The sequence below is a fragment of the Enterobacter sp. JBIWA005 genome (assembly GCF_019968805.1).
Lineage (GTDB): Bacteria > Pseudomonadota > Gammaproteobacteria > Enterobacterales > Enterobacteriaceae > Enterobacter > Enterobacter vonholyi.
The window spans coordinates 138,066-161,955 of sequence record NZ_CP074159.1; the positions used below are offsets into that span (position 1 = coordinate 138,066).

The following is a 23,890-nucleotide window of genomic DNA, read 5'->3' on the forward strand; positions in this document are numbered from 1 at the left end:
AGGTTGTGTAAAAGTGGTCCTGCCAATGTTGTGTTGTAGGGTTAATGACAATGAATGGTTAACTAGATGTTATGAGCTAGCAATGCTTTTGTGAGAGGAAATAATGGAATTGTGAACCTGGGAAGAAAGAAAAGGGGGATTGGTTGGGCCAATTTGAAGCGGGGTGAGGGCATCAGGCCCCACCCCGGCCCTCTCCCACGGGAGAGGGGGAGGGGAAGAATGGTTAGAACGCGGTCTTACAAAAGCCCGTCATCTCTTTCAGGCCCATTTCGCGGCCAAGCTCGGTCATCGGGTGTACCACCACCAGACCGCGGACGCTTTTCTTCAGCTTGCCCATGTCGGCCTGTTCTTTTTTGGTGATCGCGCGGCGGTGCGGCATGTTCATCAGCTTCTGCGCTTCTTTGCTCAGCTTCTGGCCCTTGACTTCGCGCAGGCGCTCGATTTCCGCTTCCAGCTTCGCGGCCTCTTTCTCAAGCTCGGCGTATTTCTCGGCGGAGTCGACCAGCGACAGACCCGCCATCTGGTGGCGGATCAGATCCAGGCGGTCGCTCAGGCGTTTAATTTCGTTCTTTTCGACTTCTTTCATGACAAATAACTCTGAAAACGGGGAATTTACAGGGAAGGATACACCAATGTGAGCAGGCTTACTTCTGAAACGCTTTTTTTAAGCTGATTCGGGAAATCAGCTCAGTCAGGGAGAGAACCATCGTGGATCGGACAACCTGTTGATAACGCAGCTTTTGCATCGCGTAAAGCTCAGGATCGCTGTTATCAAAATGGGGAGCAGGGGGCAGCGCGGTAACGCAGTGCAGCTCGCCGAAGGGCCCCAGAATCTCATCGTCGGTAAAGGTGTACTCGTTACCGTCATGATTGAGCTCTTCTCGCAGCGCCATTAACAGCTCCGCATCTTCATACTCTTGTCGGTTCAGCACGCCAAGACCATAAATCAGCTTCAGACGCACGGATAGATCGCCCAGCGGTCCGTCTCCGTCCAGTAACGGTTCTACAGCATATTTTACCGCGTAGTCGTCTTTGCGAAACACCTGAAGCACCAGGATATTCACCGCCTCGGTTAACAGCTCGACGGCGGCAATCAGGAAACTTCGTACGGTTTTGCCAGCATTCAGACGCTCAAGCACGCGATTTTCAAAGGCCTGGGTTTGTTCCATTATTGCCTGCATATCTGACAATCTGTAATCAGGGCGCAGGATTACCTGCGCCGCATTCTGCATCATTTGGTTGCGTTGTATGCGTTAACCGCCTCCGCAACCACGTCGCTGTTGGCGTCCAGACCGGAAATCTGCGCCAGCGCAGCCTGCGCGCCTTTATCATCAATCAGCTGAGCCAGCTCAATCGCCTGTGGGTCCTGCTCGCTGCGGTAGTGCATCGCTGCGGCAATCCCTTTCACCAGGTTGGCATGCGGCAGGCCGTATTCCAGCGTGCCCAGCAGCGGCTTAATCAGGCGATCGCCCGCGCTCAGCTTGCGCAGCGGCTGGCGGCCCACGCGCTCAACGTCATCTTTCAGATACGGGTTTTCAAAGCGACCGAGGATTTTCTGGATGTATGCTGCGTGTTTCTCAGCATCAAAACCGTAGCGTTTGATCAGCACCGCGCCGCTCTCTTCCATTGCCCCTTTTACCACCGCGCGGATCTTCTCATCGAGGATCGCGTCACGAATGGTCTGATGACCGGCCAATTTTCCGAGGTACGCGGTTATAGCATGCCCGGTGTTCAGCGTGAAGAGCTTGCGTTCGACAAATGCCATCAGGTTATCGGTTAATTCCATTCCCGGAATAGTCGGCAGGTCACCTTTAAACTGGGTTTTATCGACGATCCACTCGCTGAAGGTTTCCACGGTCACTTCCAGCGGGTCGTTGGTCGCGGATTCGGAAGGCGGAACGATGCGATCCACGGCGGAATCCACAAAACCCACGTGCGCTTCAACCCAGGCTTTGTCTTCGTCTGCCACCGCGTTAAGAACGTGGCCTTTCAGCTGCGTAGTCCCGCGCACCATGTTTTCACAGGCGATGATGTTCAGCGGGGTGTCGATGCCCTGCGCTTTACGTTTTGCCAGGCCTTTTGCAACCGCAGGGGCGATGCGCTCAAGGACGACCGGACCCACGGCGGTGGTGACCAGATCGACGCTGGCGATCAGGTCAATAACGTCTTCACCGATGCTGCTGACCGCGTTGACGCCGGATACCGTCTCAACCTGCTCGTTTTCGCCCACCACATGGACCTGATAGCTATGACGGGCATTCAGGGCATCCAGGACAACCTGATTCACATCGGCGAATGTCAGAGTAATGCCCGCGTCAGCAAGCAGTTTACCGATAAAACCACGACCGATATTACCTGCGCCAAAATGTAATGCTTTCATAGTGTTAACCTTCATCAATGTTTTTACCCGAGAGGGCTGGGGTGAGGAACGTTTTCCCCCTCACCCTAGCCCTCTCCCCGGAGGGAGAGGGAAGAGAACTTATTTGTTCAGCAGAGCCAGCACTTCTTCCACGCTGGTGGTATTGGCCAGACGCTCAATGACGGATTCATCATCCAGGGCGTTGGTCAGGCTGGTAATCACCTGAATGTGCTCGTTGTTGCGAGCGGCGATACCAATCACCAGACGGGCGATGTCGTCTTCTTCTTCACCGAAGCGCACGCCCTGCGGGTACTGACAGAATACGACGCCGGTTTTCAGGACGCGATCTTTCGCTTCAACCGTTCCGTGCGGCACCGCGATGGATTCGCCCAGGTAGGTTGGCGTCAGTTTTTCGCGTTCCAGCATCGCGTCGACATATTCAGGCTGAACGTAGCCGCCTTTCACCAGCTGCTCACCGGCAAAGCGAATCGCTTCTTCTTTGGTGGCCGCGGTACGACCGAGGAAAATATTCTCCGCACCCAGCTTAAACAGATGAGCATTGCTCTCGTCAAAGCTGTCCTGCAGGCTGGAGCGCACTTTCACTTCGTTGTCTTCGTGACGCTGCGCGGCCACCAGACGTTCGGTCAGGCTGGTGTACAGGCCGCTGTCGAGGAAGTTGGTCAGCGAAATGTGCTGTGCCTGCGGCACCTGGCGCATGGCGCGTTCGGTCAGATCGCGGTGCGTGATGACCAGGTCAACATCCGGCGGCAGGCTGTTAATGGCGCTGTTGGTCACGGAGATGTTGGTCAGGCCCGCATCCTGCACTTTCTTACGCAGCACGCCTGCTCCCATCGCGCTGGAACCCATACCGGCATCACAGGCAACGATGATTTTACGCACGTGGCTCAGGTCGTTAGAGACATCACCTGCTGCCAGTGGGGTCGCGCCTTTGGATTCGGCTTTCATGTCGTGCATACGACGGGTCGCCGCTTCGATGTCATCATCTTCTTTCACTTTGCTGGTTTTCAGCAGGATAGAAGAGACCACGAAGGAGACGGCCATTGCCGCAAAAATAGCCGCGAGGTTCGCGAAGTAAGCGCCTTTTGGCGTCATCGCCAGTACCGCCAGGATAGAACCCGGAGAGGCCGGAGAAACCAGACCGCCGCCCAGCACGCTCAGGGTGAACACGCCGGTCATACCGCCGAGGATAACGGCCAGGATCAGACGCGGGTTCATCAGCACGTACGGGAAGTAAATTTCGTGGATACCGCCCAGGAAGTGAATTATCGCCGCGCCGCCAGCAGACTGTTTAGCGCTGCCACGGCCGAAGAAGATGTACGCCAGCAGAACGCCCATACCTGGACCCGGGTTAGCTTCAATCAGGAAGAAGATAGACTTGCCGAGATCGTGAGACTGCTGGATACCCAGCGGCGAGAAGATGCCGTGGTTGATGGCGTTGTTAAGGAACAGGATTTTCGCCGGTTCAACGAAGATAGACGCCAGCGGCAGCATCTCGTGCGCCACCATGAAGTTAACGCCTGCCGCCAGAATTTTAGACAGCACTTCAACCGCAGGGCCAATGCCGAGGAACGCCAGAATGGCGAGGATCATCCCGATGATGCCCGCAGAGAAGTTATTCACCAGCATTTCGAAGCCGGATTTGATCTTACCATCAACCCAGACGTCGAATTTCTTAATCGCCCAGCCGCCCAGAGGACCGGCAATCATCGCACCGAGGAACATCGGCATATCTGCACCGACGATAACGCCCATGGTTGTGATGGCACCCACTACGCCACCACGGTCACCGCCCACCAGACGACCCCCGGTGAAACCGATGAGCAGCGGCAGGAGATAGGTAATCATTGGGCCAACAAGTTTCGCCAGCGTCTCGTTAGGCAACCACCCTGTCGGAATGAACAATGCGGTGATGATACCCCACGCGATAAACGCGCCGATATTTGGCATCACCATGTTGCTGAGGAAACGACCAAAGCTTTGAACTTTGATCTTGAAATCGGATGACATAAAACACCCCTTCTTCTGTTTACGCTAAGGCTTATGGCCCGAGGTTTATTGTTAATGAGGCGGCAGAGGTAGCCGGGCCCTGTTCTGATGCTGTGAAATCTGGCACTGAATCGTTCAACTGTCCAGACAGTGAAAATTTATGTGATTCATGTCACGTAAATGTAGGGGGTGAGGATATCTATGAGGTGATCTGAATCACAAAAACGATGGGCAAAAAAAATACGATGGCGAGAAAAAAAGCAAAACACATCCTTTTGTGTGATTGTTGTCACGTTTTGTTATGGCGTGTTTGTTTCTGGATTGTGACTGATTTCACAAAATATTTTTATGCAGATTTCTCCGGCTGTGATCGACGGCAAACTCTGCATAGCGATTCAGCGCCAGGATGATATGGCACGACACGATAAGCTAAAAAACCACTTTTTATGTGTGGTATGGCGAAAAGTTAAAAGGTGGATTACGCTCATATTGTAAGGTTAAGTCTATTATTATTCAGGATATATTTTGACACGCTTATAAACTTGCATGGAGATATTATAAAAACCCATACTCCCCGGCTCGGAAATAATAAGCACAACCCCGTGTTTATAAAAAATTAATTAGGTTGCGTACCGTTTTATTAATTTAATGAGTTGACGTTGTTTAAGTGAGGAGAATATGTTTCTCAACTATTTTGCGCTGGGCGTATTGATTTTTGTATTTCTGGTTCTCTTTTATGGAATCATCGCTATCCATGACATCCCTTATAATATGGCCAAAAAGCGTAACCACCCGCATGCCGATGCCATTCATACGGCAGGCTGGATTAGCCTGTTTACGCTTCATGCCATCTGGCCATTCCTGTGGATTTGGGCCACGCTGTACCGTGAAGATCGCGGCTGGGGTATGCAAAACCACATCACAAAGCCTGATGAGGTTCCGGGCATGGATGCGCTGGCCAAACGCGTGGCCGAATTAGAACAAAAGCTGGCCGCGGTAAAGCCTGCTGCTGATAAGAACACGCTGGAGCGCTAATCATGGATCTGTTGATTATTTTGACCTACGTGGCATTTGCCTGGGCCATCTTTAAAATATTCCGAATTCCGGTCAACCAGTGGACGCTTGCCACCGCAACATTAGGCGGCGTATTTATTGTTGCCGGACTTATTCTGTTAATGAACTATAACCACCCGTATACCTTTACGGCGCAAAAAGCGGTTATTTCTATTCCGATTACGCCGCAGGTTACCGGGGTGGTCAGCGAAGTGACAGATAAAAATAACCAGCTAATTAAAAAAGGCGAAGTGTTATTTAAACTTGATCCGGGCCGCTATCAGGCGCGCGTCGACAGACTCCAGGCCGACCTTGTAACCGCGACGCACAATATCGACAATCTGAAAGCGCAGCTGTCGGAAGCGGTTGCCAATACCACGCGCGTCTCCGCTGAGCGCGATCGCCTCTATAAAGATTATCAGCGCTACCTGAAAGGCAGCCAGGCGAAGGTCAATCCGTTCTCTGAAAGCGATATTGATAACGCGCGGCAAAACTATCTGGCGCAGGACGCCATGGTGAAAGGCTCCGTGGCTGAACAGGTGCAGATCCAAAGCCAGTTAGACAGCATGGTGAACGGCGAGCAGTCGCAGATTGCTTCGTTACGCGCCCAGCTTGCCGAAGCCAAATACAACCTGGATCAGACCGTGGTGCGTGCGCCGAGTGATGGTTACATCACCCAGGTGCTGATACGTCCGGGGACCTATGCCGCCGCGCTGCCTCTGCGTCCGGTGATGGTCTTTATCCCAGAACAGAAGCGTCAGATTGTGGCCCAGTTCCGCCAGAACTCGCTGCTGCGTCTGAAGCCGGGCGATGAAGCGGAAGTGGTGTTTAACGCGCTGCCGGGCCAGGTGTTCTCCGGGAAGCTCACCAGTATTCTGCCGGTGGTGCCGGGGGGAACCTATCAGGCGCAGGGCGCGCTGCAGTCGCTGACGGTGGTGCCGGGAACGGACGGCGTTCAGGCACTTATTGAGCTGGAACCCAACGCCGAAGTCGATGCCCTGCCGGACGGTATCTATGCCCAGGTGGCGGTCTATTCGGACCACTTCGCCCACGTCTCGGTTATGCGTAAAGTACTGCTGCGTATGACCAGCTGGATGCACTACCTCTACCTCGATCACTAATCCTTCCAGGGCAGGAATGCGACATGCAGACCTGCCCTTTTTTCATCGCTTGATCCATACTGACTTTTTTCCGGCATCAAGGATCAGGCAATGAAACTCATCGGCAGCTATACCAGTCCCTTCGTGCGAAAAATCTCGATTCTCCTGCTGGAGAAGGGGATTGAATTTGAATTCGTGAATGAACAGCCCTACAACGCGGAAAACGGCGTCGCGCAGTACAACCCGCTGGGAAAAGTGCCAGCGCTGGTCACGGACGAGGGCGAATACTGGTTTGATTCCCCGATTATTGCGGAGTATATCGAGCTGCTGGGCGTTGCCCCCGCAATGCTGCCGGCTGACCCAAAAGCGGCGCTGGCGGTGAAGCAAATTGAAGCCCTGGCCGACGGCATTATGGATGCGGCGTTAACTTCCGTGCGTGAACAGGCAAGGCCCGCAGCCCAGCAGTCGGAAACGGAACTGTTACGCCAGCGGGAAAAAATCAGCCGCAGCCTGGACAGGTGCGAACAGCTTATCCGGGAGGGAAAGATTCAGACCGACGACCTGAACCTGGCAACTATCGCCATCGCCTGCGCCATCGGCTATCTCAACTTCCGCCGGGTTTCCCCTGGCTGGTGCGTCGACCGTCCGCTGCTGGTGAAGCTTGCAGACACGCTGTTTAGCCGCGAGAGCTTTGCCCGTACAGAACCGCCAAAGGCTTGACGCGGGTTATAACACTTCGGCGTCGGAGGCGGTACAATCCCTCTACATGTTAACTCCCTCTCCCGTCGGGAGGGGGGAAGATATTTATTCGCCAGGCGCTTTCATGACTACTCATCGTTCGCTGTACAGCCAGATCCCCGCTACCGACCGTCTCCTTCGCGAGCCCCGCATTCATGCTGTTGTTGAGCGCTTCGGCCATACCGCGACGGTGGAAATGTTACGCCTGCTTCAGGACGAAGCCCGCTGCGCGATTCAGGCAGAAAACGCCTTGCCCGACTGGTGCAGTGCGTGGGAGCAGGAAGTTGAACAGCGGCTGGATGAGAAGGCGCAAAGCGCGTTACGCCCGGTGATTAACCTGACCGGTACCGTACTGCATACCAACCTCGGGCGAGCCCAGCAGGCGGAAGAGGCCGTTGCCGCCGTCGTGCAGGCCATGCAAGCGCCTGTAACGCTGGAGTACGATCTGGACGGCGCCGGACGCGGGCATCGCGACCACGCGCTGGCGGAGCTGCTGTGCCAGCTGACCGGTGCGGAAGATGCCTGCATTGTGAATAACAACGCCGCAGCGGTGCTGCTGATGCTGGCGGCCACCGCCAGCGGCAAAGAGGTAGTGGTGTCCCGCGGCGAGCTGGTGGAGATTGGCGGGGCATTTCGTATTCCGGACGTGATGCGCCAGGCGGGCTGTACGCTGCATGAAGTGGGCACCACCAACCGTACCCATGCGAAAGACTATCGCGCGGCGGTAAATGAAAATACTGCCCTGCTGATGAAGGTCCACACCAGCAATTATCATATTGAAGGCTTCACCAAAACGGTTGAAGAGGCGGAGCTGGCGGCGATTGGGCGCGAACTGAACATACCGGTGATTGCCGATCTCGGCAGCGGCTCGCTGGTGGATCTGAGCCTGTACGGGCTGCCAAAAGAGCCGATGCCGCAGGAGATGATTGCGGCGGGCGTTAGCCTGGTCAGTTTTTCCGGCGACAAACTGCTGGGCGGGCCGCAGGCCGGGATTATCGTCGGCAAGCGCGAGCTGATTGCGCAGCTGCAGCAGCATCCGCTCAAGCGCGCCTTGCGCGCCGATAAAATGACGCTTGCCGCGCTGGACGCGACGCTGCGGCTCTATCTCCACCCGAAGAAACTGGCCGACCGCCTGCCCATACTGCGTCTGTTAACCCGTGATGCCGCCTCGATTCGCGCCCAGGCCGAACTGCTGCTGCCGCGCATAGCCCCGCACTACTCTGATTTTGACGTTCGCATTGAGCCCTGCCAGTCGCAGATTGGCAGCGGTTCGCTGCCGGTGGACAGGTTGCCGAGTGAGGCGCTGACGTTCACGCCGCGTGACGGGCGCGGCGGCCATCTGGAAGCCCTGTCGTCGCGCTGGCGGGGTCTCTCGACGCCGGTTATCGGGCGGATTTACGATGGCCGAATGTGGCTGGATCTGCGCTGCCTTGAAGATGAAGAGCGATTTCTGGAGATGTTGTTGAAATGATTATTGCCACCGCCGGTCACGTTGACCACGGAAAAACCACGTTACTGCAGGCCATTACCGGCGTAAACGCCGATCGCCTGCCGGAAGAGAAAAAGCGCGGCATGACCATCGATCTGGGGTATGCCTACTGGCCCCAGCCTGATGGCCGCGTGCTGGGTTTTATTGATGTGCCGGGGCATGAAAAGTTTCTGTCTAACATGCTGGCGGGGGTAGGCGGCATCGATCATGCCCTGCTGGTGGTGGCCTGTGATGATGGCGTTATGGCGCAAACCCGCGAGCATCTGGCGATCCTGCAACTGACCGGCAATCCGCAGCTGACCGTGGCGCTGACCAAAGCCGATCGCGTGGATGACGCACGCGTCAGCGAGGTGCGCGAAGCGGTGCAGGCGACCTTACGTGAATATGGCTTTGCCGATGCAGCGCTTTTTGTCACCGTGGCGACCGAAGGGCGAGGTATCGACGAACTTCGCCACCACTTGCAGCACCTTTCATCACGTGACCACGCCAGCCATCACCGTTTCCGTCTGGCGATTGACCGGGCGTTTAGCGTGAAAGGGGCGGGTCTGGTGGTCACCGGGACGGCGCTCAGCGGCGAGGTGAAAGTAGGCGATAGCTTATGGCTGACGGGCGTGAATAAACCGATGCGCGTGCGCGGCCTGCATGCTCAAAACCAGCCCACAGAGCAGGCTCACGCCGGGCAGCGGATCGCGCTGAACATTGCCGGGGATGCGGAAAAAGAGCAGCTTAACCGCGGCGACTGGCTGCTGGCCGATGCCCCGCCGGAACCGTCTGAACGCGTCATCGTCTCCCTGCAGGCAAACGTGCCTCTGACCCAATGGCAGCCGCTGCATATTCACCACGCGGCCAGCCATATCACCGGGCGCGTGTCGCTGCTGGAAAACGATCTCGCCGAGCTGGTATTCGATTCACCGCTCTGGCTGGCAGACAACGATCGTCTGGTTCTGCGTGACATTTCTGCAAGGGAAACGCTGGCCGGGGCGCGCGTGGTGGCGCTTAACCCACCCCGACGCGGCAAGCGTAAGCCGGAATATCTGCAGTGGCTGGCCGCGCTGGCGCAGGCCAGAGAGAATAACGCCGCGCTGCGGGTACACCTCGATCGCGGAGCGGTGAGCCTGCGTGATTTTGCATGGGCACGCCAGCTGAGCGGGGAAGGCTTACGGCAGCTGACTCAGGAGCCGGGCTTTATTCAGGCTGGAGACAGCCTGCTCAATGCCCCGGTTGCTGCGCAATGGCAGCGTAAGATACTGAACACGCTTGCGACTTACCACGAACAGCATCAGGACGAGCCTGGCCCGGGCCGTGAGCGTCTGCGGCGCATGGCGCTGCCGATGGAAGACGATGCGCTGGTGCTGCTGCTGATTGAAAACATGCGCGAAAGCGGGGCGATCAAAAGCCACCACGGCTGGCTGCATCTGCCGGATCACAAGGCCGGGTTCACCGCCGAGCAAGAGGCCATATGGCAAAAAGCCGCCCCGCTGTTTGGCGATGAGCCGTGGTGGGTTCGCGATCTGGCTCGCGAAACCAACACCGACGAGCAGGTGATGCGCCAGGTATTGCGCCATGCGGCGCAGCAGGGGCTAATAGTCGCGATCGTGAAAGATCGTTATTACCGTAACGATCGTATTGTGGCGTTTGCCAACCTGATCCGCGAGCTGGATCAGGCGCGCGGCTCGACCTGCGCAGCGGATTTCCGCGATCGGCTGAACGTGGGCCGCAAGCTGGCGATCCAGATCCTGGAATATTTCAACCGCATCGGCTTTACCCGCCGTCGCGGTAACGATCACCTGTTGCGCGATTCGTTATTATTTCCTGAAACTCCGTGACCTCCGTCGTAAACACCGTTACCGGTTGGCGAGAAAATCGCCAGCCGGAACTACCCTTGTTGTACACCAACAGCAAGGAGACGGACATGACAAACAATCCTCCCTCATCGCGTATCCAGCCCGGCGATTATGGTTTTCCACTCAAGCTGAAGCCTCGTTATGACAACTTTACTGGCGGCGACTGGGTCGCTCCCGTCGACGGCGAATACTATTCCAACCTGACTCCCGTTACCGGCCAGCCGCTGTGCGAAATTGCCAGCTCCGGCAAGCGTGATATAGACCTGGCGCTGGATGCGGCGCACAAAGCGAAAGAAAAATGGGCTCACACCTCTGTGCAGGACCGGGCGGCGATCCTGTTCAAAATCGCCGACCGGATGGAGCAGAATCTGGAGCTGCTGGCGACGGCGGAAACCTGGGATAACGGCAAGCCGATACGGGAAACGATGGCGGCAGACGTGCCGCTGGCCATTGACCACTTCCGCTATTTTGCTTCCTGCATTCGCGCTCAGGAGGGCGGGATCAGCGAAGTTGACAGCGATACCGTGGCGTATCACTTCCACGAACCGCTGGGCGTCGTCGGGCAAATCATTCCGTGGAACTTCCCGCTGCTGATGGCGAGCTGGAAAATGGCGCCCGCGCTGGCGGCGGGAAACTGCATTGTGCTGAAACCGGCGCGTCTGACCCCTCTCTCGGTGCTGCTGCTGATGGAAATCGTTGGCGATCTTTTGCCGCCGGGCGTGATTAACGTGGTTAACGGCGCGGGCGGGGAGATAGGGGAATATCTGGCTACCTCAAAACGGATCGCCAAAGTGGCGTTTACCGGGTCGACGGAGGTGGGCCAGCAGATCATGCAGTACGCCACGCAGAACATTATCCCGGTGACCCTCGAGCTGGGCGGGAAATCCCCGAACATCTTCTTCGCAGACGTAATGGAGGAAGAGGATGCCTTCTTCGATAAAGCCCTGGAAGGGTTTGCGCTGTTTGCGTTTAACCAGGGCGAAGTCTGCACTTGCCCAAGCCGCGCGCTGGTGCAGGAGTCCATCTATGAGCGCTTTATGGAGCGGGCCATTCGCCGCGTCGAGTCTATCCGCAGCGGTAACCCGCTCGATAACGCCACGCAGATGGGGGCGCAGGTCTCGCATGGACAGCTGGAAACTATCCTCAACTACATCGACATCGGCAAGAAAGAGGGGGCGGATATTCTCACCGGCGGGCGTCGTAAGGTACTCGGTGGGGATCTGCAGGACGGGTATTATCTGGAGCCGACGATCCTGTTCGGTCAAAACAACATGCGCGTCTTCCAGGAAGAAATTTTCGGACCGGTACTGGCCGTGACCACCTTCAAAACGATGGAGGAGGCGCTGGAGATTGCCAACGACACGCCGTATGGCCTGGGAGCAGGCGTCTGGAGCCGCAACGGTAATCTGGCCTATAAAATGGGCAGAGGCATTCAGGCCGGGCGCGTATGGACCAACTGCTACCACGCCTATCCTGCGCACGCGGCATTTGGCGGTTATAAGCAATCGGGCATCGGGCGTGAAACCCACAAGATGATGCTGGAGCATTATCAGCAGACGAAATGTTTGCTGGTCAGCTACTCCGATAAGCCGTTGGGGCTGTTCTAATCACCCAGCTCAGGCCGTCCATGCACGGCCTGAGCAATTTGCTGGCGCAGGCAGTTCAGAACCCCATCCAGTACGTATTGCACGCGCCAGGGCTGGTATTCGCGTTTGCGGAAGATGGCCGTCAGATCGAGCCACCACTCTTCCTGATGCGGGAAGCAGGGGACCAGCATCCCCTGCGTTAATTCTTTTTTCAGACTTTCTTTTGGTGCAAAAACAATCCCAAGATTATTTCTTGCCAGCTCCAGAGCCGTCTGCGTATTGTCGCAAATATAATTACCGGTCACCCGATAGTCATGCACGTCATCACTGCCATGCACTCGGAAACGCCAGATGTTGGCATCATCAACCAGCATGGAATCAATGAGAATACAGGAGTGATTAATTAAATCTTCCGGTCCCGTTAACGGGTGTTTATTTAAATATTCCACGGTTGCGAAGGCCGTAACGGAATATTGTGTCAGAACGCTGGCAACCAGACTTTCGTCTTTTGGCTGCGCATAAGTAATTAAAATGTCGCAGTCATCCGGAAAGGAAACGCCTTCTGAAAATTCATTCCGGTCCAGGTTGTAGGTTTTCAAAGAGATGCGAATGTCACCGATGTCTTCTATCTGATGGATCACGTGTCGCGCCAGGTAGGTCACGATGCCGGTTGGGGCATAGATCGTCACTTTTCCGCGCTTTTCGTGCTTATAATCCGCAATGAAATTCACAAGCTGGCTGTTCTTATCCAGTGTTGCATTAACGTAAGGGAGCAACGCTTCACCAAACTGGGTCAGGGCAAGCTGGCGCGTGGTGCGCTCAAAAACCTTGAGTCCAACCCGCGTTTCAAAATCAGACAGATATTTACTGACGTTGGCCTGCGCCATGCCCAGCAGGGCGGCGGCATCACCAATGCTGTGGGTGGCTGCAATGACGGAGATAATTTTTAATTCGCGTGGTTTTAGCTGTAATGTACTCATCATGCACACCCATCTATATGATTTTATATATAATATTATATAAACCGCAGCGTTGCATTGGCAATTTTGTAACCATTATTATGCGCCTCGCTTGTTTGGCATTTAAATGGATTACATAGAATGACTATTAAATACAATTTACTCATCGCTGCCACGTTATTTGCATCAACGTCTGCCATGGCTGGTGATTTTTCACTTGGAGCGGGGGCTGTATTTAATGAGTCTCCTTACAAAGGCTATAACGAAAATACTACCGCAGTACCGTTAATTAGCTACGAAGGCGATCGCTTTTATGTTCGCCAGACCACGGGTGGATGGATCCTGTGGAAAGACGCAAAAAATGAACTCAGCCTGACCGCAACCTGGATGCCACTGCATTTCGATCCTGATGACAACGACGACCATCAGATGAAGCAGCTTGATGAGCGTAAAGCATCTGCATTCCTCGGCGGGGCGTACTACCGCCACGAAAGCTGGGGGTCGCTGAAAGTGGCCGTTTCTGGCGATGCGATGGATGAAAGCGGCGGCGTGGTGGGCGAGGTATCGTACTTCCGTCCGATCAAAATGGAGCGCCTGACCCTGACACCTACTGTTGGTGTTTTCTATAGCGACGAAAGCTATAACGACTACTACTACGGCGTATCCGGCAGCGAGTCTCGCCGCTCCGGACTGGATCAATACACCGCTGGCGACAGTTGGACGCCATACGTTGGCCTCGCGGCTAAATATCAGTTAACCCAGAATCTGTACCTCAACGCCAGCGCGATTTACACCGTGTTGCCTGACGACGTGAAGAACAGCCCGATGATCGACCGCGATGACAGCTTCGCGCTGATGACCGGCCTGACCTGGCGTTTCTGATGCGGTAAAGCCGGGGGGCAGGTTCGCCTTACCCGGCCTACGATCGTGCCTGTCGAGCAGTTCCTGCTGCATATCCGGGATCTGAATCGGCCAGCATATGCCTCTCTACTGCTCCGCAATGGGCAAGATCTACATGGCGTTGAGATCCAACCTTTGACGCGGAACACCATCACTGAACTGAGCGCCATGTATGATGAGCTGGTGTTTGATATCCACGGCCGCGTTCCGTATGCGATCTCAAAAGGGCTGGGTTTTAACGTACGAGAGGCGTAACAGATGAACCGATTTATCATGGCTGATGCGGAAAAATGCATCGGGTGCCGCACCTGTGAAGCGGCCTGTGCGGTCGCGCATCAGGATGACTTCACCGCAGAGGCTTTTACCTCTCGCCTGCGGGTGGTGAAGGGGGACGCCTACACTACGGCTGTGGGTTGCCATCAGTGCGAGGACGCCCCCTGTGCCAATGTCTGCCCAACCCATGCCATCAGACGTACGGCAGGCGCCTGGCTTGTTGAGCAGACGCGCTGTATTGGCTGTAAAAGCTGCATGGTCGCCTGTCCGTTTGGGGCGATGCAGGTACGGCTGGAGGGAAACAGGCCACAAGCGCTGAAATGTGATTTGTGCCTGCATCGGGAAGGCGGACCGGCCTGCGTGGAGGCCTGTCCAACCCACGCGCTGCGCTGTGTTGATCCTGCCAGTCTTCGGGCTGAAAAGCTTACTGCATTTTATTGAAATTCCAGGTAAACGTCAGGCTGTAGCGCCAGTCTCTGTTGCGACTGTCTGTCGGAACATCCCCGACGGGTCTTGCCGCCTCAAGCGTGATGCTATAGTGGCGCGTATCGCCTACCATCACGCCGGTAGCTACTGACCCGAGCCGTTGGTGGGGCAAACCGGGCGTGTTAAACCAGGTTTGCGCGGTATCGGCCAGGATATAGGGCTGGATGGTGGCAAGCCAGGTGCTCTCTTTTCGCATCTGGATATAGCGCAGTTCTACCTGCCCGCCATAGCCGTAATCACCGCTTGCTTCACTGTCCTGGTATCCACGGCCAAACCGCTGGGCACCGAAGCTAACGCGTTCGGGTTCTGGCAACGTGTTATTTGACCAGTCCCCCTCCAAGGACGTTGATAGCCGCCACTTATCGGCAAACAGCCAGGCTGCGTCCAGATAGCTTTTCGTGAGTGTAAAATTAATATCGGGCCTGGGGGCCGAGACGATATCGGCACCCATCGCATCAATACCCTGACGAACGTTGAGTCGGCCGCTGATGCTGGCGGTTGTGAATTGATGTGCACCGTTGATGCCGACTTCCAGGGCGGGATAACGCGCGTGCTGATTGACGGAGTCAAGGCTATAGGTTTTGCCCTGCAGTCTGGCCTGCAGGGCATAATCATCCTGGCGGTCGGTGTAATCAAAACCGCTGGTCAGATTAATTTGTGATTTTTGCGTCAGCAGCAGGGGATAGCCAAACGTCACGCCGCCGTTGTATTGCGTTGTTTTTTGCTTCGAATCGACGCTGATATTATTCGGCAAAGAGAGCAGGGGAGAAAAATCTCGCGGCTCTTCATGGTAATAGCTGCCTTTGAGCTGCATCGTCAGCCCTTCATCGTTTAAAAACTGCTGCCAGTTGAGCCCGACATAGTTTTTTCGCGTGTTGCTATCTAACGGCACAAGCGTGGCCACGCCAAGCTGATCGCCATAGCTTGTCATGTTGCTGAGCGTGCCATTCAGCATCATTAAATCTTGCCCTTTACGGGTATCGATCGTCGAGGCGATATTCCAGCTCCGCTCTTGGTTGCCGGTTATTTGCATCGCCGCCGCGCCATAGATATTGGTTGGCAACTGCGCGTTAGCCGTAACCGGAACGTTCGGGGTGCGCGTCATCAGCTGGCTGTAGCGATCGAACGTATCCTGAGACAGCGGTTTTTCCGCCATGATTTTTTCGGACAAACGTTTAAGACGTTCGGCGATGTGCGGGTTATTACTGGTGATGTCGCTATGAGCGACATAGCCTTCAACCAGAACAATTTTAATATTGCCCTGCTGGAAATTATTATCGGGCAGCCAGGCATAGGAGAGTGGAAAACCGTCGGCCTTATAGCGTTCCGTAATATCGTTTATCAGCCCCGTGAGCGTTTTTAGCGGCACGGTTTTTCCGGCGTAAGGCCTGAAGGGCTGAAGTAATTCCTTCAAGGGATAACGCGTGCCGCCAATAAACTGAATGTGATTAATGGTAATGGGCGTTTCAGGCGTCAGCGTTGACTTCGGTTTTTCTATTTTGACGTTCGGCTGTTGAACGGCTTCAGTCTGTTCGGGGGCAACGTTACGAGAAACTTGCGCCGGGTTATCGGGGTTAATAATAGAGGGCAGAGTATCGGCGCGGGCCATGCTCAGCACAACCAGCCCCGTCAGCGAAAAAAGGAAGTGGTGTTTCATCGCGCAATCCCTGTTCGTCATCCCCGGTTGGGGTAAGTGTCGCTGAATAAAGCGCCCCTGAACCAGGGGCGCAGACAGGCAATAAAAGGATTACTGTTTTGGCGTCAGTAGGCTCGAGGTTAACGTGTTGAGCCCATTAATCGGGTTTGTCGTAGATGTATTTTGGGTTGTGCCTGCATTGGCCGTTACACCCGCAGTCAGCGTATTGAGGGTGGTATTGACCGTTGTGCTCAGGCTATTGTTTGTGGCTGTCACATTGGCATCGGCCGTCAGAGATCCTGTGCCGCTGCCTCCGGTGGTTGATGTGGGTTTCACTAGCGTACCGCTATCCGTGACCGTCTGGCCGACATTTTGAACGACCTGACCGACACCGCTAAGCCCGCTATTGCTGCTGCTAATGTTGGTCCCTACGCCGCTGACGGTGCCACCCACCTGGGTCAGCAGACCGTTGACCGGTGTGCCGAGACCCGTTGTGGTGCCTACGGTTTGCGTCACGCCTTGTACTCCGCCCAGCGTCTTGTTAGCCAGGGTCGTGGTATCGGTTGTTACCTGAGTGACTGCGGGGCTGCTTACCGTGTTGGTGAGACCCGTGCCGGTGTTACTGACCAGTTGCCCGGTACTGTTTACCACGCTGCCCGTCAGGCCGGTTACGCCGCTGACCGGTGTTCCGGAAGTGGAACTCGCCAGACCCGTGCCTACCGTTGAAACGGTATTGCCGAGGGAGGTGACCGACGTGGTCACGCCTTTAACCGTTGTACCCACACCGTTCGGGTTGTTTGGATCGCCAACGCCAGTCGTGACGCCTGTCCCCACGGTGGACACGGCACTGCCAACACCGCTGACGGTGGTTGAAACGGTTGACGTGACGGGATTATTTGTTGGAAGCTGGCTTCCGAGGCCATCCACAGTGGATCCGACGCTGGTCACGGTTTTACCAGCATCACCCAGTATCGTATTTACGCCTGCGGTAGTTGTTCCTCCACTGCCCCCTGAGCCTGAGCCTGAGCCTGAACCTGATCCCGACCCTGAACCCGTTCCGCCGCCAGCGCCTGTCCCGGTACCTGAACCCGTTCCGGTGCCCGATCCGTTGCTGCCCGAACCGCCATTGCTCGCGGTTGTGCCACTTCCATCATCTGAGCCGCTGCTGCTTCCCGTCGCAGGGTTATTTTTGGCTGTTGAGTGAGATCCGCCACCGCTTCCACTACAGGCAGAAAGAGAGAACGCGAGCAGTACCGCAACAGCAATAGCGCTGATGCGACTAACATTATTAGGTAGCATATGAATACTCCACGCAAAAGAACGCCGAGCGGCGTATTAGTGAGTATATGCAGTATTTTTAAATATGCATGAAAGTGGCTGAAGAAGGTATTTTTATTCGGTGTAGGTGGTTATTTAAAATAACAATAAGTTAGGGTGTTTAATCGGTGCTTAATTATTGAGAGAGTAGTTAGTGGGTGTAAATTAAAGGAATATTCCTAAGAAAACTCAATGGGGATGATAAATGAAACGCTACAGGATATATCCTTATTGTAAGATTCAGATCACGGAAAAATAAGGCTCTTCATTTGAAGAGCCTTATTATTTAACAATTCCCTTCGAGCCAGGCTTTTTCGATTTCTTCGGCGAGAATTTTAACCCCCGCTTCGATTTTTTCCAGGTCGGGGACGTAGTTCATGCGCATGCACTGATGGGTATGCGGCCATGGCTTATCCAGTCCCGGGAAGAAATAATCGCCCGGAACCATCAGTACGCCGCGCTTTTTAAGGCGCTGGTAGAGCAGTTCGGTAGTGATAGGCAAATCCTTAAACCACAGCCAAAGGAAAATCGCTCCTTCAGGCTTGTGGATCAGGCAGCGTTCTTCCGGCAAATAGCGGCGAATTGTCGCGATTGTTTCCTGAACTCGCTGGTAATAGAAAGGCTTAATCACGTCATTCGACAGACGAAGCAGATCCTTGCGTTTGATCATCTCGCACATCATCGCCGGGCCAATGCCGCCCGGTGAAAGGCTGATAATACCGTTCATATTGGTAATGGCGGTGATGATTTTCTCATTGGCGATGATGATGCCGCAGCGGCTGCCCGGCAGGCCCAGCTTAGAGAGGCTCATGCACAGGACAATGTTCGGGTTCCACAGCGGACGTGCTTCGCTGAAGATAATGCCCGGGAACGGTACGCCGTAGGCGTTATCGATTACCAGCGGAATGCCGTGCTGATTTGCCAGTGCATCCAGCTTCATCAGTTCGTCATCGGTGATCACATTGCCCGTTGGGTTAGTCGGGCGCGATACGCAGATCATGCCCGTCTCTTCACCAATATGCAGGTGTTCAAAATCGACGTGATATTTGAACTGGCCTTCCGGCAGCAGCTCGATGTTCGGGCGCGCGGAGACGAACAGATCCTCTTCCAGGCCGGAATCGGCATAGCCGATATACTCCGGCGCCAGCGGGAACAGCACTTTTTTGGTGGTGCCGTCGGCGCGACGCCCTGCGAACAGGTTAAACAAGTAGAAAAATGCGCTCTGGCTGCCGTTTGTTAGTGCAATATTCTGTGGTTCGATATCCCAGCCCAGCTCGTCACGCAGCATTTCGGCGAGGAGTGCCAGCAGTTCGGTTTTACCCTGCGGGCCGTCGTAATTGCAAAGCGCATCGGTTGCTTTGCCGCTTTCCAGCATCTGAGCGAGCAGCGTCTGGAAATAGGTCGTCATCTCCGGAATTTGAGCCGGGTTTCCGCCGCCGAGCATGATTGCGCCCGGTGTGCGCAGCCCGTCGTTGAGGTCCTCCATCAGGCGAGTAATGCCTGAATGGCGGGTAAATTTGTCGCCGAAAAGTGAAAACGTCATAGCAGGTGATCTGTCGAGCTTATTTTGAAAGTGGGTAACCATAACGCTAGCACCGTGTTGGTGCAAATCGGGTGGTGTGGTCGGATTTGTTGTTTTATAGGGCGGGAGTGGGTTTGTGTAGTGAATAGTTCTGGAGCTCCTCCCCTCTCCCCATGGGGAGAGGGTTAGGGTGAGGGGTATGATCTACTGATTCCCCGCCCAGACGACCATCACCTTATCGCCATCATGTTCACGTACGAAGCCATACCCCTCTTTCAGCGACAGCGTGGTTTGTTTGCCTTCACCAATCGCCGGGTGGCGGGCGCGGAACTGACCCAGCGTTTGCCAGTGGGCGACGGTTAAGGCCTGCTTGCCCGTGACGTCCTGCCAGTTCATATCCGAGCGGGTGCCCTGCAGCGGGTCGGAGCCTGTCGGCCCGAATGGGCGCTCGGACTCATCCCCGTAATAGATTTGCACGCTGCCCGGTGCCAGCAGAAGCAGCTCCGCCGCGCGCGGGCCCCCTTCGCGGAACAGGCGCGTATCGTGGGATGAGAGATAGCTCAGCACGTTGAAGCTTTGCAGCTTCTCCGCCATCTGCTGCCAGGTGAGATCCATATCGGCCAGACAATCCACCGCTTTTGCCGCCTGTTCCTGATAATCAAAGTTGATCATCGCATCGAAGCCGTGGCGGTAATAATCGCTCTGCATGACGCCGTGGCCCCAGGATTCCCCGGTCATCCAGAACGGTGCGTTGTCGAGCTTTTTATCCGGGTGAGCGCCTTTCCAGGCAGCCAGCGCCTGGCTTGCCTGGTCTTTCAGCTGTTTCCAGGCCGCAAGCTCAACGTGTTTCGCCGTATCCACCCGGAAACCGTCGATGCCGTAGTCACGTACCCACTGGCTGAGCCAGTGGGTCAGGTAGTCGCGCGGGGTATAGCCCGGAATCGCTTTCGCGTGGGTATCGGGCTTGTGTTGATAGAAATTGGGTAACCCGGAAGAGACGGTGGATTCCGTTTTCAGGTCGGGCAGGAACGCCAGCGACATCGTTAAATCGTCGAAGCCGGGATTATCGTAATCACCGATGTCGGTGCGGATCCACTTTTTACCCCACCATTTTTCCCATGCGGCTTTATCGCCGAAGTTGATGTAGTCGTTAAAGCTGTGCCAGCTTTGTCCCGCGCCCGGCTTCCAGTCCGTCCAGCGTTCTCCCAGCGTCTTTTTCAGCTCGTCACCCTGCAGGTACAGGGCTCCAAACTGATACTCCTGCATGTCTGCAAGCGTGGCATAGCCAGCGTGGTTCATAACGATATCGAACAGAATGCGGATCCCGCGCTTGTGCGCTTCGTCGACAAGATGGCGTAAATCATCTTCGGTGCCCATGTTGGCGTCGAGTTTTGTCCAGTCCTGGGTGTAGTAGCCGTGATAGGCGTAGTGAGGAAAATCTCCTTTGGTGCCACCGCCGACCCAGCCGTGGATCTGCTCAAGCGGGGAGCTTATCCAGAGCGCGTTCACTCCCAGCTGCTGCAGGTAGTCGAGCTTGCCGGCGAGTCCCTTGAGGTCACCACCGTGGAAGGTGCCTATCTCCTGCATACCGTCTTTATGGCGACCGTAGCTGTTGTCGTTACCCGGGTCACCATTCGCATAGCGGTCGGTCAGCACAAAATAGACGGTGGCATTTTGCCAGCTAAACGGCGCAGGCCTGTCGGTTTCGGCGCGCTCAAGCAGCAGCAGGCCGTTACTGTTGACGGCTGGCTGCAGAGTGATGTTTCCATTCTGCACCGTCGCCGTCTGTTTACTGTAGTAGTCGCGCACGACGGAGCCTTCCGGGAAGGTATGGCTGACGTCCAGCGTCAGCGGCTTACCGTCCCACTTCGGACACTGACGGATGACGTTTGCAACCGGCTGTTCTGCGGCGCTCTGAATCGTCAGCAGCAGGGTGGGCGTGCCGGAGCGGGTATCAATCCGCATCTGGTATTCACCGTCGCGGAAAAGGCGCCACTGCGGCGGCGTGCCGTCACAGGGCTTGAGCGACAGCATCTCATTGAGTTTTATCGCGCCTGTAGGCTGCCAGCACGTCTTGTCAAAACTCAGCGTAAGAGGACGCGTACCCTTCGCAAGCTTTGCCTGGCTGGTGAAGACCCCGGTGCCTTCGGCGCTAAATGCGCTAAACCTTGGCGATGACCAGTCGGCATGCGCCAGTGCGGGTAACATCAGAAAGGCTAATGCGGTACGTTTCATTCCTTTTTCCTGTCGCGGCATTTTTGACCAGTGTGCCATCAGACAAGGGGCAAAAACTCATCCCCTGTCGCTTTCCGCCAGGAGGATGCGTGAGGATGAGTGATCTCGCGCAAAATTAGGCAGTTATCTGCGATAGCGCACACAGTTTTTGTGGAATGATGTTTTTATGAGCAAGTTTCAGGTGACATAGTTTCGGAATTGGACTATTTCTATACGTGCTCTTGAAGTCTATTTTTGATATGATTTGAGATTCCGCTCTCAAATTTGTGAAAAAAATAAGGTGTTAGGATGATTACATCCGACCAGGAGACCTAATGATATCGACTCCCATTCGACGATATGGGGCTGCGATACTCATGTTACTCACCACGGCATTTTCGGGTGAGGTGCTTGCGAAGACGCACACGGATACAACGAGTAAGAAAGCCCACGTAATAAAGACGACAAGTAGTAAGGTTAGCAGTAAACAAGAGTATTCTCGCAATAGTGCAAAGAGTAGTTCACTTCCTGATTTGCGAAAATACCCTTCCGGAACACCAAGGAAAAAAGCGTTTCTCCGGACGGTAATGCCTTACATCACGAGTCAAAATGCCGCGATTACTGCGGATCGTAACTGGCTGATTTCCAAACAGTACGATAGCCGCTGGTCGCCATCCGAGCGCGCGCGTCTGAAGGATATCACGAAGCGCTACAAGCTGAGCTGGAACGGTAACACGCGTCGTGTGCCGTGGAACGCTCTCCTTGAGCGTGTGGATATCATCCCAGGCAGTATGGTTGCGACCATGGCTGCAGCCGAAAGCGGCTGGGGGACTTCTAAGCTTGCACGTAGCAACAACAACCTTTTCGGCATGAAATGCGTGAAAGGCCGTTGTACTAATGCGCCGGGCAAGGTGAAAGGCTATTCGCAGTTTGAATCCGTGAAAGATTCCGTTAGCGCCTATGTGGTGAATCTGAACACGCACCCGGCCTACTCATCGTTCCGGAAATCACGCGCTCAGCTGCGTAAAGCGGACCAGGAAGTGACGGCCAGTACGATGATCCACAAGCTGAAAGGGTATTCGACGAAGGGACAGAGCTATAACAACTATCTGTTTGCTATGTACCAGGATAACCAGCGCTTAATCGCCGCTCATATGTAATCGCAAAAAAACGCCTTCCACTGGAAGGCGTTTTCTTTTCTAGATCAGCACCTCGCTGTGGCGATCCCGATACTCTTTCGGCGTGGTGTCATACTCTTTGCGAAACACCGAATAAAAATATTGCAGCGACGGGTAACCGCACATCTGCGAGATTTCGTTGATCGACAGCGATGTGGAGATGAGCAGGCTGCGTGCTTTCTCCAGCTTTTCAGCATGGATGACGGCATGAATAGTTTCGCCCACCTCTTCTTTAAAACGCTTCTCCAGATTCGAACGCGAAATACCCACCGAATCCAGCACCTGATCGACCTTAATCCCTTTGCAGGCGTGGTTGCGAATATAGTGCATGGCCTGAATAACGGCCGGGTCGCTTAAGGAGCGATAATCGGTTGAACGACGTTCTACGACGCGAACAGGAGGCACCAGCAGGCGCTGAAGTGGCAGTGATTCTTTATCGAGCAGGCGATGCAGCAGCTTCGCCGCCTGATAGCCCATCTGACGCGTGCCCTGAGCAACGGAGGAAAGCGCCACGCGGGACAGATAGCGGGTCAGTTCTTCATTATCAATGCCAATCACGCACAGCTTTTCGGGCACCGGAATATGTAAGTGTTCGCAGACCTGCAGCACGTGGCGCGCACGCGCGTCCGTCACGGCAATGATACCGGTTTGTGGTGGCAGCGTTTGCAGCCAGTCAGCGAGGCGGTTTTGCGCGTGCTGCCAGTTTTCCGGCGCGGTTTCCAGCCCCTGATAGACCACGCCGCGATACTTCTCCTGCGCGACCAGCTGGCAAAACGCGTGTTCACGCTCAACGGCCCAGCGCTTGCCGCTGGTGGCGGGTAGGCCGTAAAACGCAAAGCGGTGGACGCCTTTCTCTTTTAAATGGAGAAACGCGGCCTCGACCAGGGCATGGTTATCGGTGGCAATATAGTGAACCGGAGGATAGTGTTCGGGCGAATGGTAGGAGCCGCCGACGCCCACAATCGGAACGTCGACGTCGGTCAGCAACTGTTCGATGACGGGGTCGTCATAGTCGGCGATGACGCCATCGCCCAGCCAGTCTTTGATGTTCTCCAGACGGGTGCGGAAATCTTCTTCAATAAAAATATCCCATTCGGATTGCGACGCCTGCAAATATTCACCCACGCCTTCCACCACCTGACGGTCGTAGGCTTTGTTGGCATTGAATAACAACGTAATGCGGTGACGCTTTTCAAACATGGCTCACTTCCTAATTAAGTCACAATACC

Annotated in this window: 20 protein-coding genes and 1 pseudogene; 10 read left to right on the forward strand and 11 right to left on the reverse strand. The window is 55.1% G+C overall.

The features are described 5' to 3' along the window. Window positions 1–223: 223 nt before the first annotated feature. From KGP22_RS00635 to KGP22_RS00650, 4 genes are all read right to left on the reverse strand, one after another. Complete coding sequence (locus KGP22_RS00635; protein ID WP_095441432.1) at window positions 224–586, reverse strand: YibL family ribosome-associated protein; 363 nt, start codon at window positions 584–586, stop codon at window positions 224–226. Between the two features lie 58 nt (window positions 587–644). Then, window positions 645–1,235, reverse strand: coding sequence for a mannitol operon repressor MtlR (mtlR, locus tag KGP22_RS00640; RefSeq protein WP_115876689.1), 591 nt, complete (start codon window positions 1,233–1,235; stop codon window positions 645–647). Beyond that, the gene (gene mtlD, locus KGP22_RS00645) at window positions 1,232–2,395 is read right to left on the reverse strand and encodes a mannitol-1-phosphate 5-dehydrogenase (RefSeq protein ID WP_111964318.1); all 1,164 of its coding nucleotides are present in this window, start codon (window positions 2,393–2,395) and stop codon (window positions 1,232–1,234) included. Before mtlD ends, mtlR begins: the two co-directional genes overlap by 4 nt. A gap of 84 nt (window positions 2,396–2,479) precedes the next feature. Next, entirely contained in the window at window positions 2,480–4,387 is a 1,908-nt protein-coding gene (locus KGP22_RS00650; protein WP_045907896.1) for a PTS mannitol transporter subunit IICBA, read from the reverse strand. Between the two features lie 657 nt (window positions 4,388–5,044). On the opposite strand from KGP22_RS00650, the gene KGP22_RS00655 reads away from it, so the two are divergent. The 6 genes from KGP22_RS00655 (at window position 5,045) to aldB (ending at window position 12,197) form a co-directional block, all read left to right on the forward strand. Next, window positions 5,045–5,401, forward strand: coding sequence for a DUF3302 domain-containing protein (locus tag KGP22_RS00655; protein WP_024906600.1), 357 nt, complete (start codon window positions 5,045–5,047; stop codon window positions 5,399–5,401). Between the two features lie 2 nt (window positions 5,402–5,403). Further along, window positions 5,404–6,540 (forward strand): HlyD family secretion protein, encoded by a 1,137-nt coding sequence (locus KGP22_RS00660; protein ID WP_223580904.1) that lies wholly within the window; start codon window positions 5,404–5,406, stop codon window positions 6,538–6,540. Window positions 6,541–6,630: 90 nt separating this feature from the next. After that, the gene (locus tag KGP22_RS00665) at window positions 6,631–7,239 is read left to right on the forward strand and encodes a glutathione S-transferase (protein ID WP_115876686.1); all 609 of its coding nucleotides are present in this window, start codon (window positions 6,631–6,633) and stop codon (window positions 7,237–7,239) included. A gap of 103 nt (window positions 7,240–7,342) precedes the next feature. Then, entirely contained in the window at window positions 7,343–8,728 is a 1,386-nt protein-coding gene (gene selA / locus KGP22_RS00670) for an L-seryl-tRNA(Sec) selenium transferase (RefSeq protein ID WP_223580905.1), read from the forward strand. Next, window positions 8,725–10,572, forward strand: coding sequence for a selenocysteine-specific translation elongation factor (gene selB / locus KGP22_RS00675; RefSeq protein ID WP_111964323.1), 1,848 nt, complete (start codon window positions 8,725–8,727; stop codon window positions 10,570–10,572). The genes selA and selB overlap by 4 nt, the downstream gene beginning before the upstream one ends. Window positions 10,573–10,658: 86 nt before the next feature. After that, window positions 10,659–12,197: an aldehyde dehydrogenase AldB gene (aldB, locus tag KGP22_RS00680; RefSeq protein WP_223580906.1), complete on the forward strand. Its 1,539-nt coding sequence runs from the start codon at window positions 10,659–10,661 to the stop codon at window positions 12,195–12,197. On the opposite strand, the gene KGP22_RS00685 is transcribed toward aldB, so the two are convergent. Beyond that, window positions 12,194–13,159: a LysR family transcriptional regulator gene (locus KGP22_RS00685; RefSeq protein WP_111964325.1), complete on the reverse strand. Its 966-nt coding sequence runs from the start codon at window positions 13,157–13,159 to the stop codon at window positions 12,194–12,196. The genes aldB and KGP22_RS00685 overlap by 4 nt on opposite strands. A gap of 117 nt (window positions 13,160–13,276) precedes the next feature. Between KGP22_RS00685 and KGP22_RS00690 the strand changes: the two genes are divergently transcribed. The 3 genes and pseudogenes from KGP22_RS00690 (at window position 13,277) to KGP22_RS00700 (ending at window position 14,749) form a co-directional block, all read left to right on the forward strand. Further along, window positions 13,277–14,017 carry a MipA/OmpV family protein gene (locus KGP22_RS00690; protein ID WP_223580907.1) on the forward strand — a complete coding sequence of 247 codons (741 nt, stop codon included), beginning with the start codon at window positions 13,277–13,279 and terminating at the stop codon, window positions 14,015–14,017. Between the two features lie 85 nt (window positions 14,018–14,102). After that, window positions 14,103–14,266 (forward strand): annotated as a pseudogene (locus tag KGP22_RS00695) (IclR family transcriptional regulator C-terminal domain-containing protein); the annotation flags it as partial. A 27-nt stretch (window positions 14,267–14,293) separates the two neighbouring features. Then, window positions 14,294–14,749, forward strand: coding sequence for a 4Fe-4S dicluster domain-containing protein (locus KGP22_RS00700; protein ID WP_223580908.1), 456 nt, complete (start codon window positions 14,294–14,296; stop codon window positions 14,747–14,749). Here KGP22_RS00700 and KGP22_RS00705 read toward each other — a convergent pair. The 5 genes from KGP22_RS00705 to KGP22_RS00725 form a co-directional block, all read right to left on the reverse strand. Beyond that, window positions 14,733–16,451, reverse strand: coding sequence for a POTRA domain-containing protein (locus KGP22_RS00705; protein WP_223580910.1), 1,719 nt, complete (start codon window positions 16,449–16,451; stop codon window positions 14,733–14,735). The genes KGP22_RS00700 and KGP22_RS00705 overlap by 17 nt on opposite strands. 90 nt (window positions 16,452–16,541) lie before the next feature. Next, entirely contained in the window at window positions 16,542–17,378 is an 837-nt protein-coding gene (locus KGP22_RS00710) for a collagen-like triple helix repeat-containing protein (RefSeq protein ID WP_223580912.1), read from the reverse strand. Window positions 17,379–17,407: 29 nt separating this feature from the next. Next, complete coding sequence (locus KGP22_RS00715) at window positions 17,408–17,716, reverse strand: hypothetical protein (protein ID WP_223580914.1); 309 nt, start codon at window positions 17,714–17,716, stop codon at window positions 17,408–17,410. A 317-nt stretch (window positions 17,717–18,033) separates the two neighbouring features. Then, a complete protein-coding gene (avtA, locus tag KGP22_RS00720) occupies window positions 18,034–19,290 on the reverse strand; it encodes a valine--pyruvate transaminase (RefSeq protein ID WP_223580916.1) in 1,257 nt (418 codons plus the stop codon). A 183-nt stretch (window positions 19,291–19,473) separates the two neighbouring features. After that, complete coding sequence (locus KGP22_RS00725; RefSeq protein ID WP_223580918.1) at window positions 19,474–21,504, reverse strand: alpha-amylase; 2,031 nt, start codon at window positions 21,502–21,504, stop codon at window positions 19,474–19,476. 314 nt (window positions 21,505–21,818) lie between these two features. On the opposite strand from KGP22_RS00725, the gene KGP22_RS00730 reads away from it, so the two are divergent. Continuing rightward, entirely contained in the window at window positions 21,819–22,643 is an 825-nt protein-coding gene (locus KGP22_RS00730; RefSeq protein WP_111964332.1) for a protein bax, read from the forward strand. Window positions 22,644–22,682: 39 nt separating this feature from the next. On the opposite strand, the gene xylR is transcribed toward KGP22_RS00730, so the two are convergent. Further along, on the reverse strand, window positions 22,683–23,861 hold the full coding sequence (gene xylR, locus KGP22_RS00735; RefSeq protein WP_021242460.1) for a D-xylose utilization transcriptional activator XylR: 1,179 nt from the start codon (window positions 23,859–23,861) through the stop codon (window positions 22,683–22,685). Window positions 23,862–23,890: the final 29 nt, after the last annotated feature.

Excerpts from the sequence above, each read along its gene's own strand:
- mtlD (WP_111964318.1), bottom strand. The coding sequence starts at position 2,395 with ATGAAGGTTAACACTATGAAAGCATTACATTTTGGCGCAGGTAATATC.
- KGP22_RS00705 (WP_223580910.1), bottom strand. The coding sequence starts at position 16,451 with ATGAAACACCACTTCCTTTTTTCGCTGACGGGGCTGGTTGTGCTGAGC.
- selA (WP_223580905.1), top strand. The coding sequence starts at position 7,343 with ATGACTACTCATCGTTCGCTGTACAGCCAGATCCCCGCTACCGACCGT.
- KGP22_RS00650 (WP_045907896.1), bottom strand. The coding sequence starts at position 4,387 with ATGTCATCCGATTTCAAGATCAAAGTTCAAAGCTTTGGTCGTTTCCTC.
- KGP22_RS00655 (WP_024906600.1), top strand. The coding sequence starts at position 5,045 with ATGTTTCTCAACTATTTTGCGCTGGGCGTATTGATTTTTGTATTTCTG.
- KGP22_RS00660 (WP_223580904.1), top strand. The coding sequence starts at position 5,404 with ATGGATCTGTTGATTATTTTGACCTACGTGGCATTTGCCTGGGCCATC.
- KGP22_RS00725 (WP_223580918.1), bottom strand. The coding sequence starts at position 21,504 with ATGAAACGTACCGCATTAGCCTTTCTGATGTTACCCGCACTGGCGCAT.
- KGP22_RS00700 (WP_223580908.1), top strand. The coding sequence starts at position 14,294 with ATGAACCGATTTATCATGGCTGATGCGGAAAAATGCATCGGGTGCCGC.
- KGP22_RS00715 (WP_223580914.1), bottom strand. The coding sequence starts at position 17,716 with ATGTTAGTCGCATCAGCGCTATTGCTGTTGCGGTACTGCTCGCGTTCT.
- KGP22_RS00730 (WP_111964332.1), top strand. The coding sequence starts at position 21,819 with ATGATATCGACTCCCATTCGACGATATGGGGCTGCGATACTCATGTTA.
- xylR (WP_021242460.1), bottom strand. The coding sequence starts at position 23,861 with ATGTTTGAAAAGCGTCACCGCATTACGTTGTTATTCAATGCCAACAAA.
- KGP22_RS00635 (WP_095441432.1), bottom strand. The coding sequence starts at position 586 with ATGAAAGAAGTCGAAAAGAACGAAATTAAACGCCTGAGCGACCGCCTG.
- avtA (WP_223580916.1), bottom strand. The coding sequence starts at position 19,290 with ATGACGTTTTCACTTTTCGGCGACAAATTTACCCGCCATTCAGGCATT.
- selB (WP_111964323.1), top strand. The coding sequence starts at position 8,725 with ATGATTATTGCCACCGCCGGTCACGTTGACCACGGAAAAACCACGTTA.
- aldB (WP_223580906.1), top strand. The coding sequence starts at position 10,659 with ATGACAAACAATCCTCCCTCATCGCGTATCCAGCCCGGCGATTATGGT.
- KGP22_RS00665 (WP_115876686.1), top strand. The coding sequence starts at position 6,631 with ATGAAACTCATCGGCAGCTATACCAGTCCCTTCGTGCGAAAAATCTCG.
- mtlR (WP_115876689.1), bottom strand. The coding sequence starts at position 1,235 with ATGATGCAGAATGCGGCGCAGGTAATCCTGCGCCCTGATTACAGATTG.
- KGP22_RS00690 (WP_223580907.1), top strand. The coding sequence starts at position 13,277 with ATGACTATTAAATACAATTTACTCATCGCTGCCACGTTATTTGCATCA.
- KGP22_RS00685 (WP_111964325.1), bottom strand. The coding sequence starts at position 13,159 with ATGATGAGTACATTACAGCTAAAACCACGCGAATTAAAAATTATCTCC.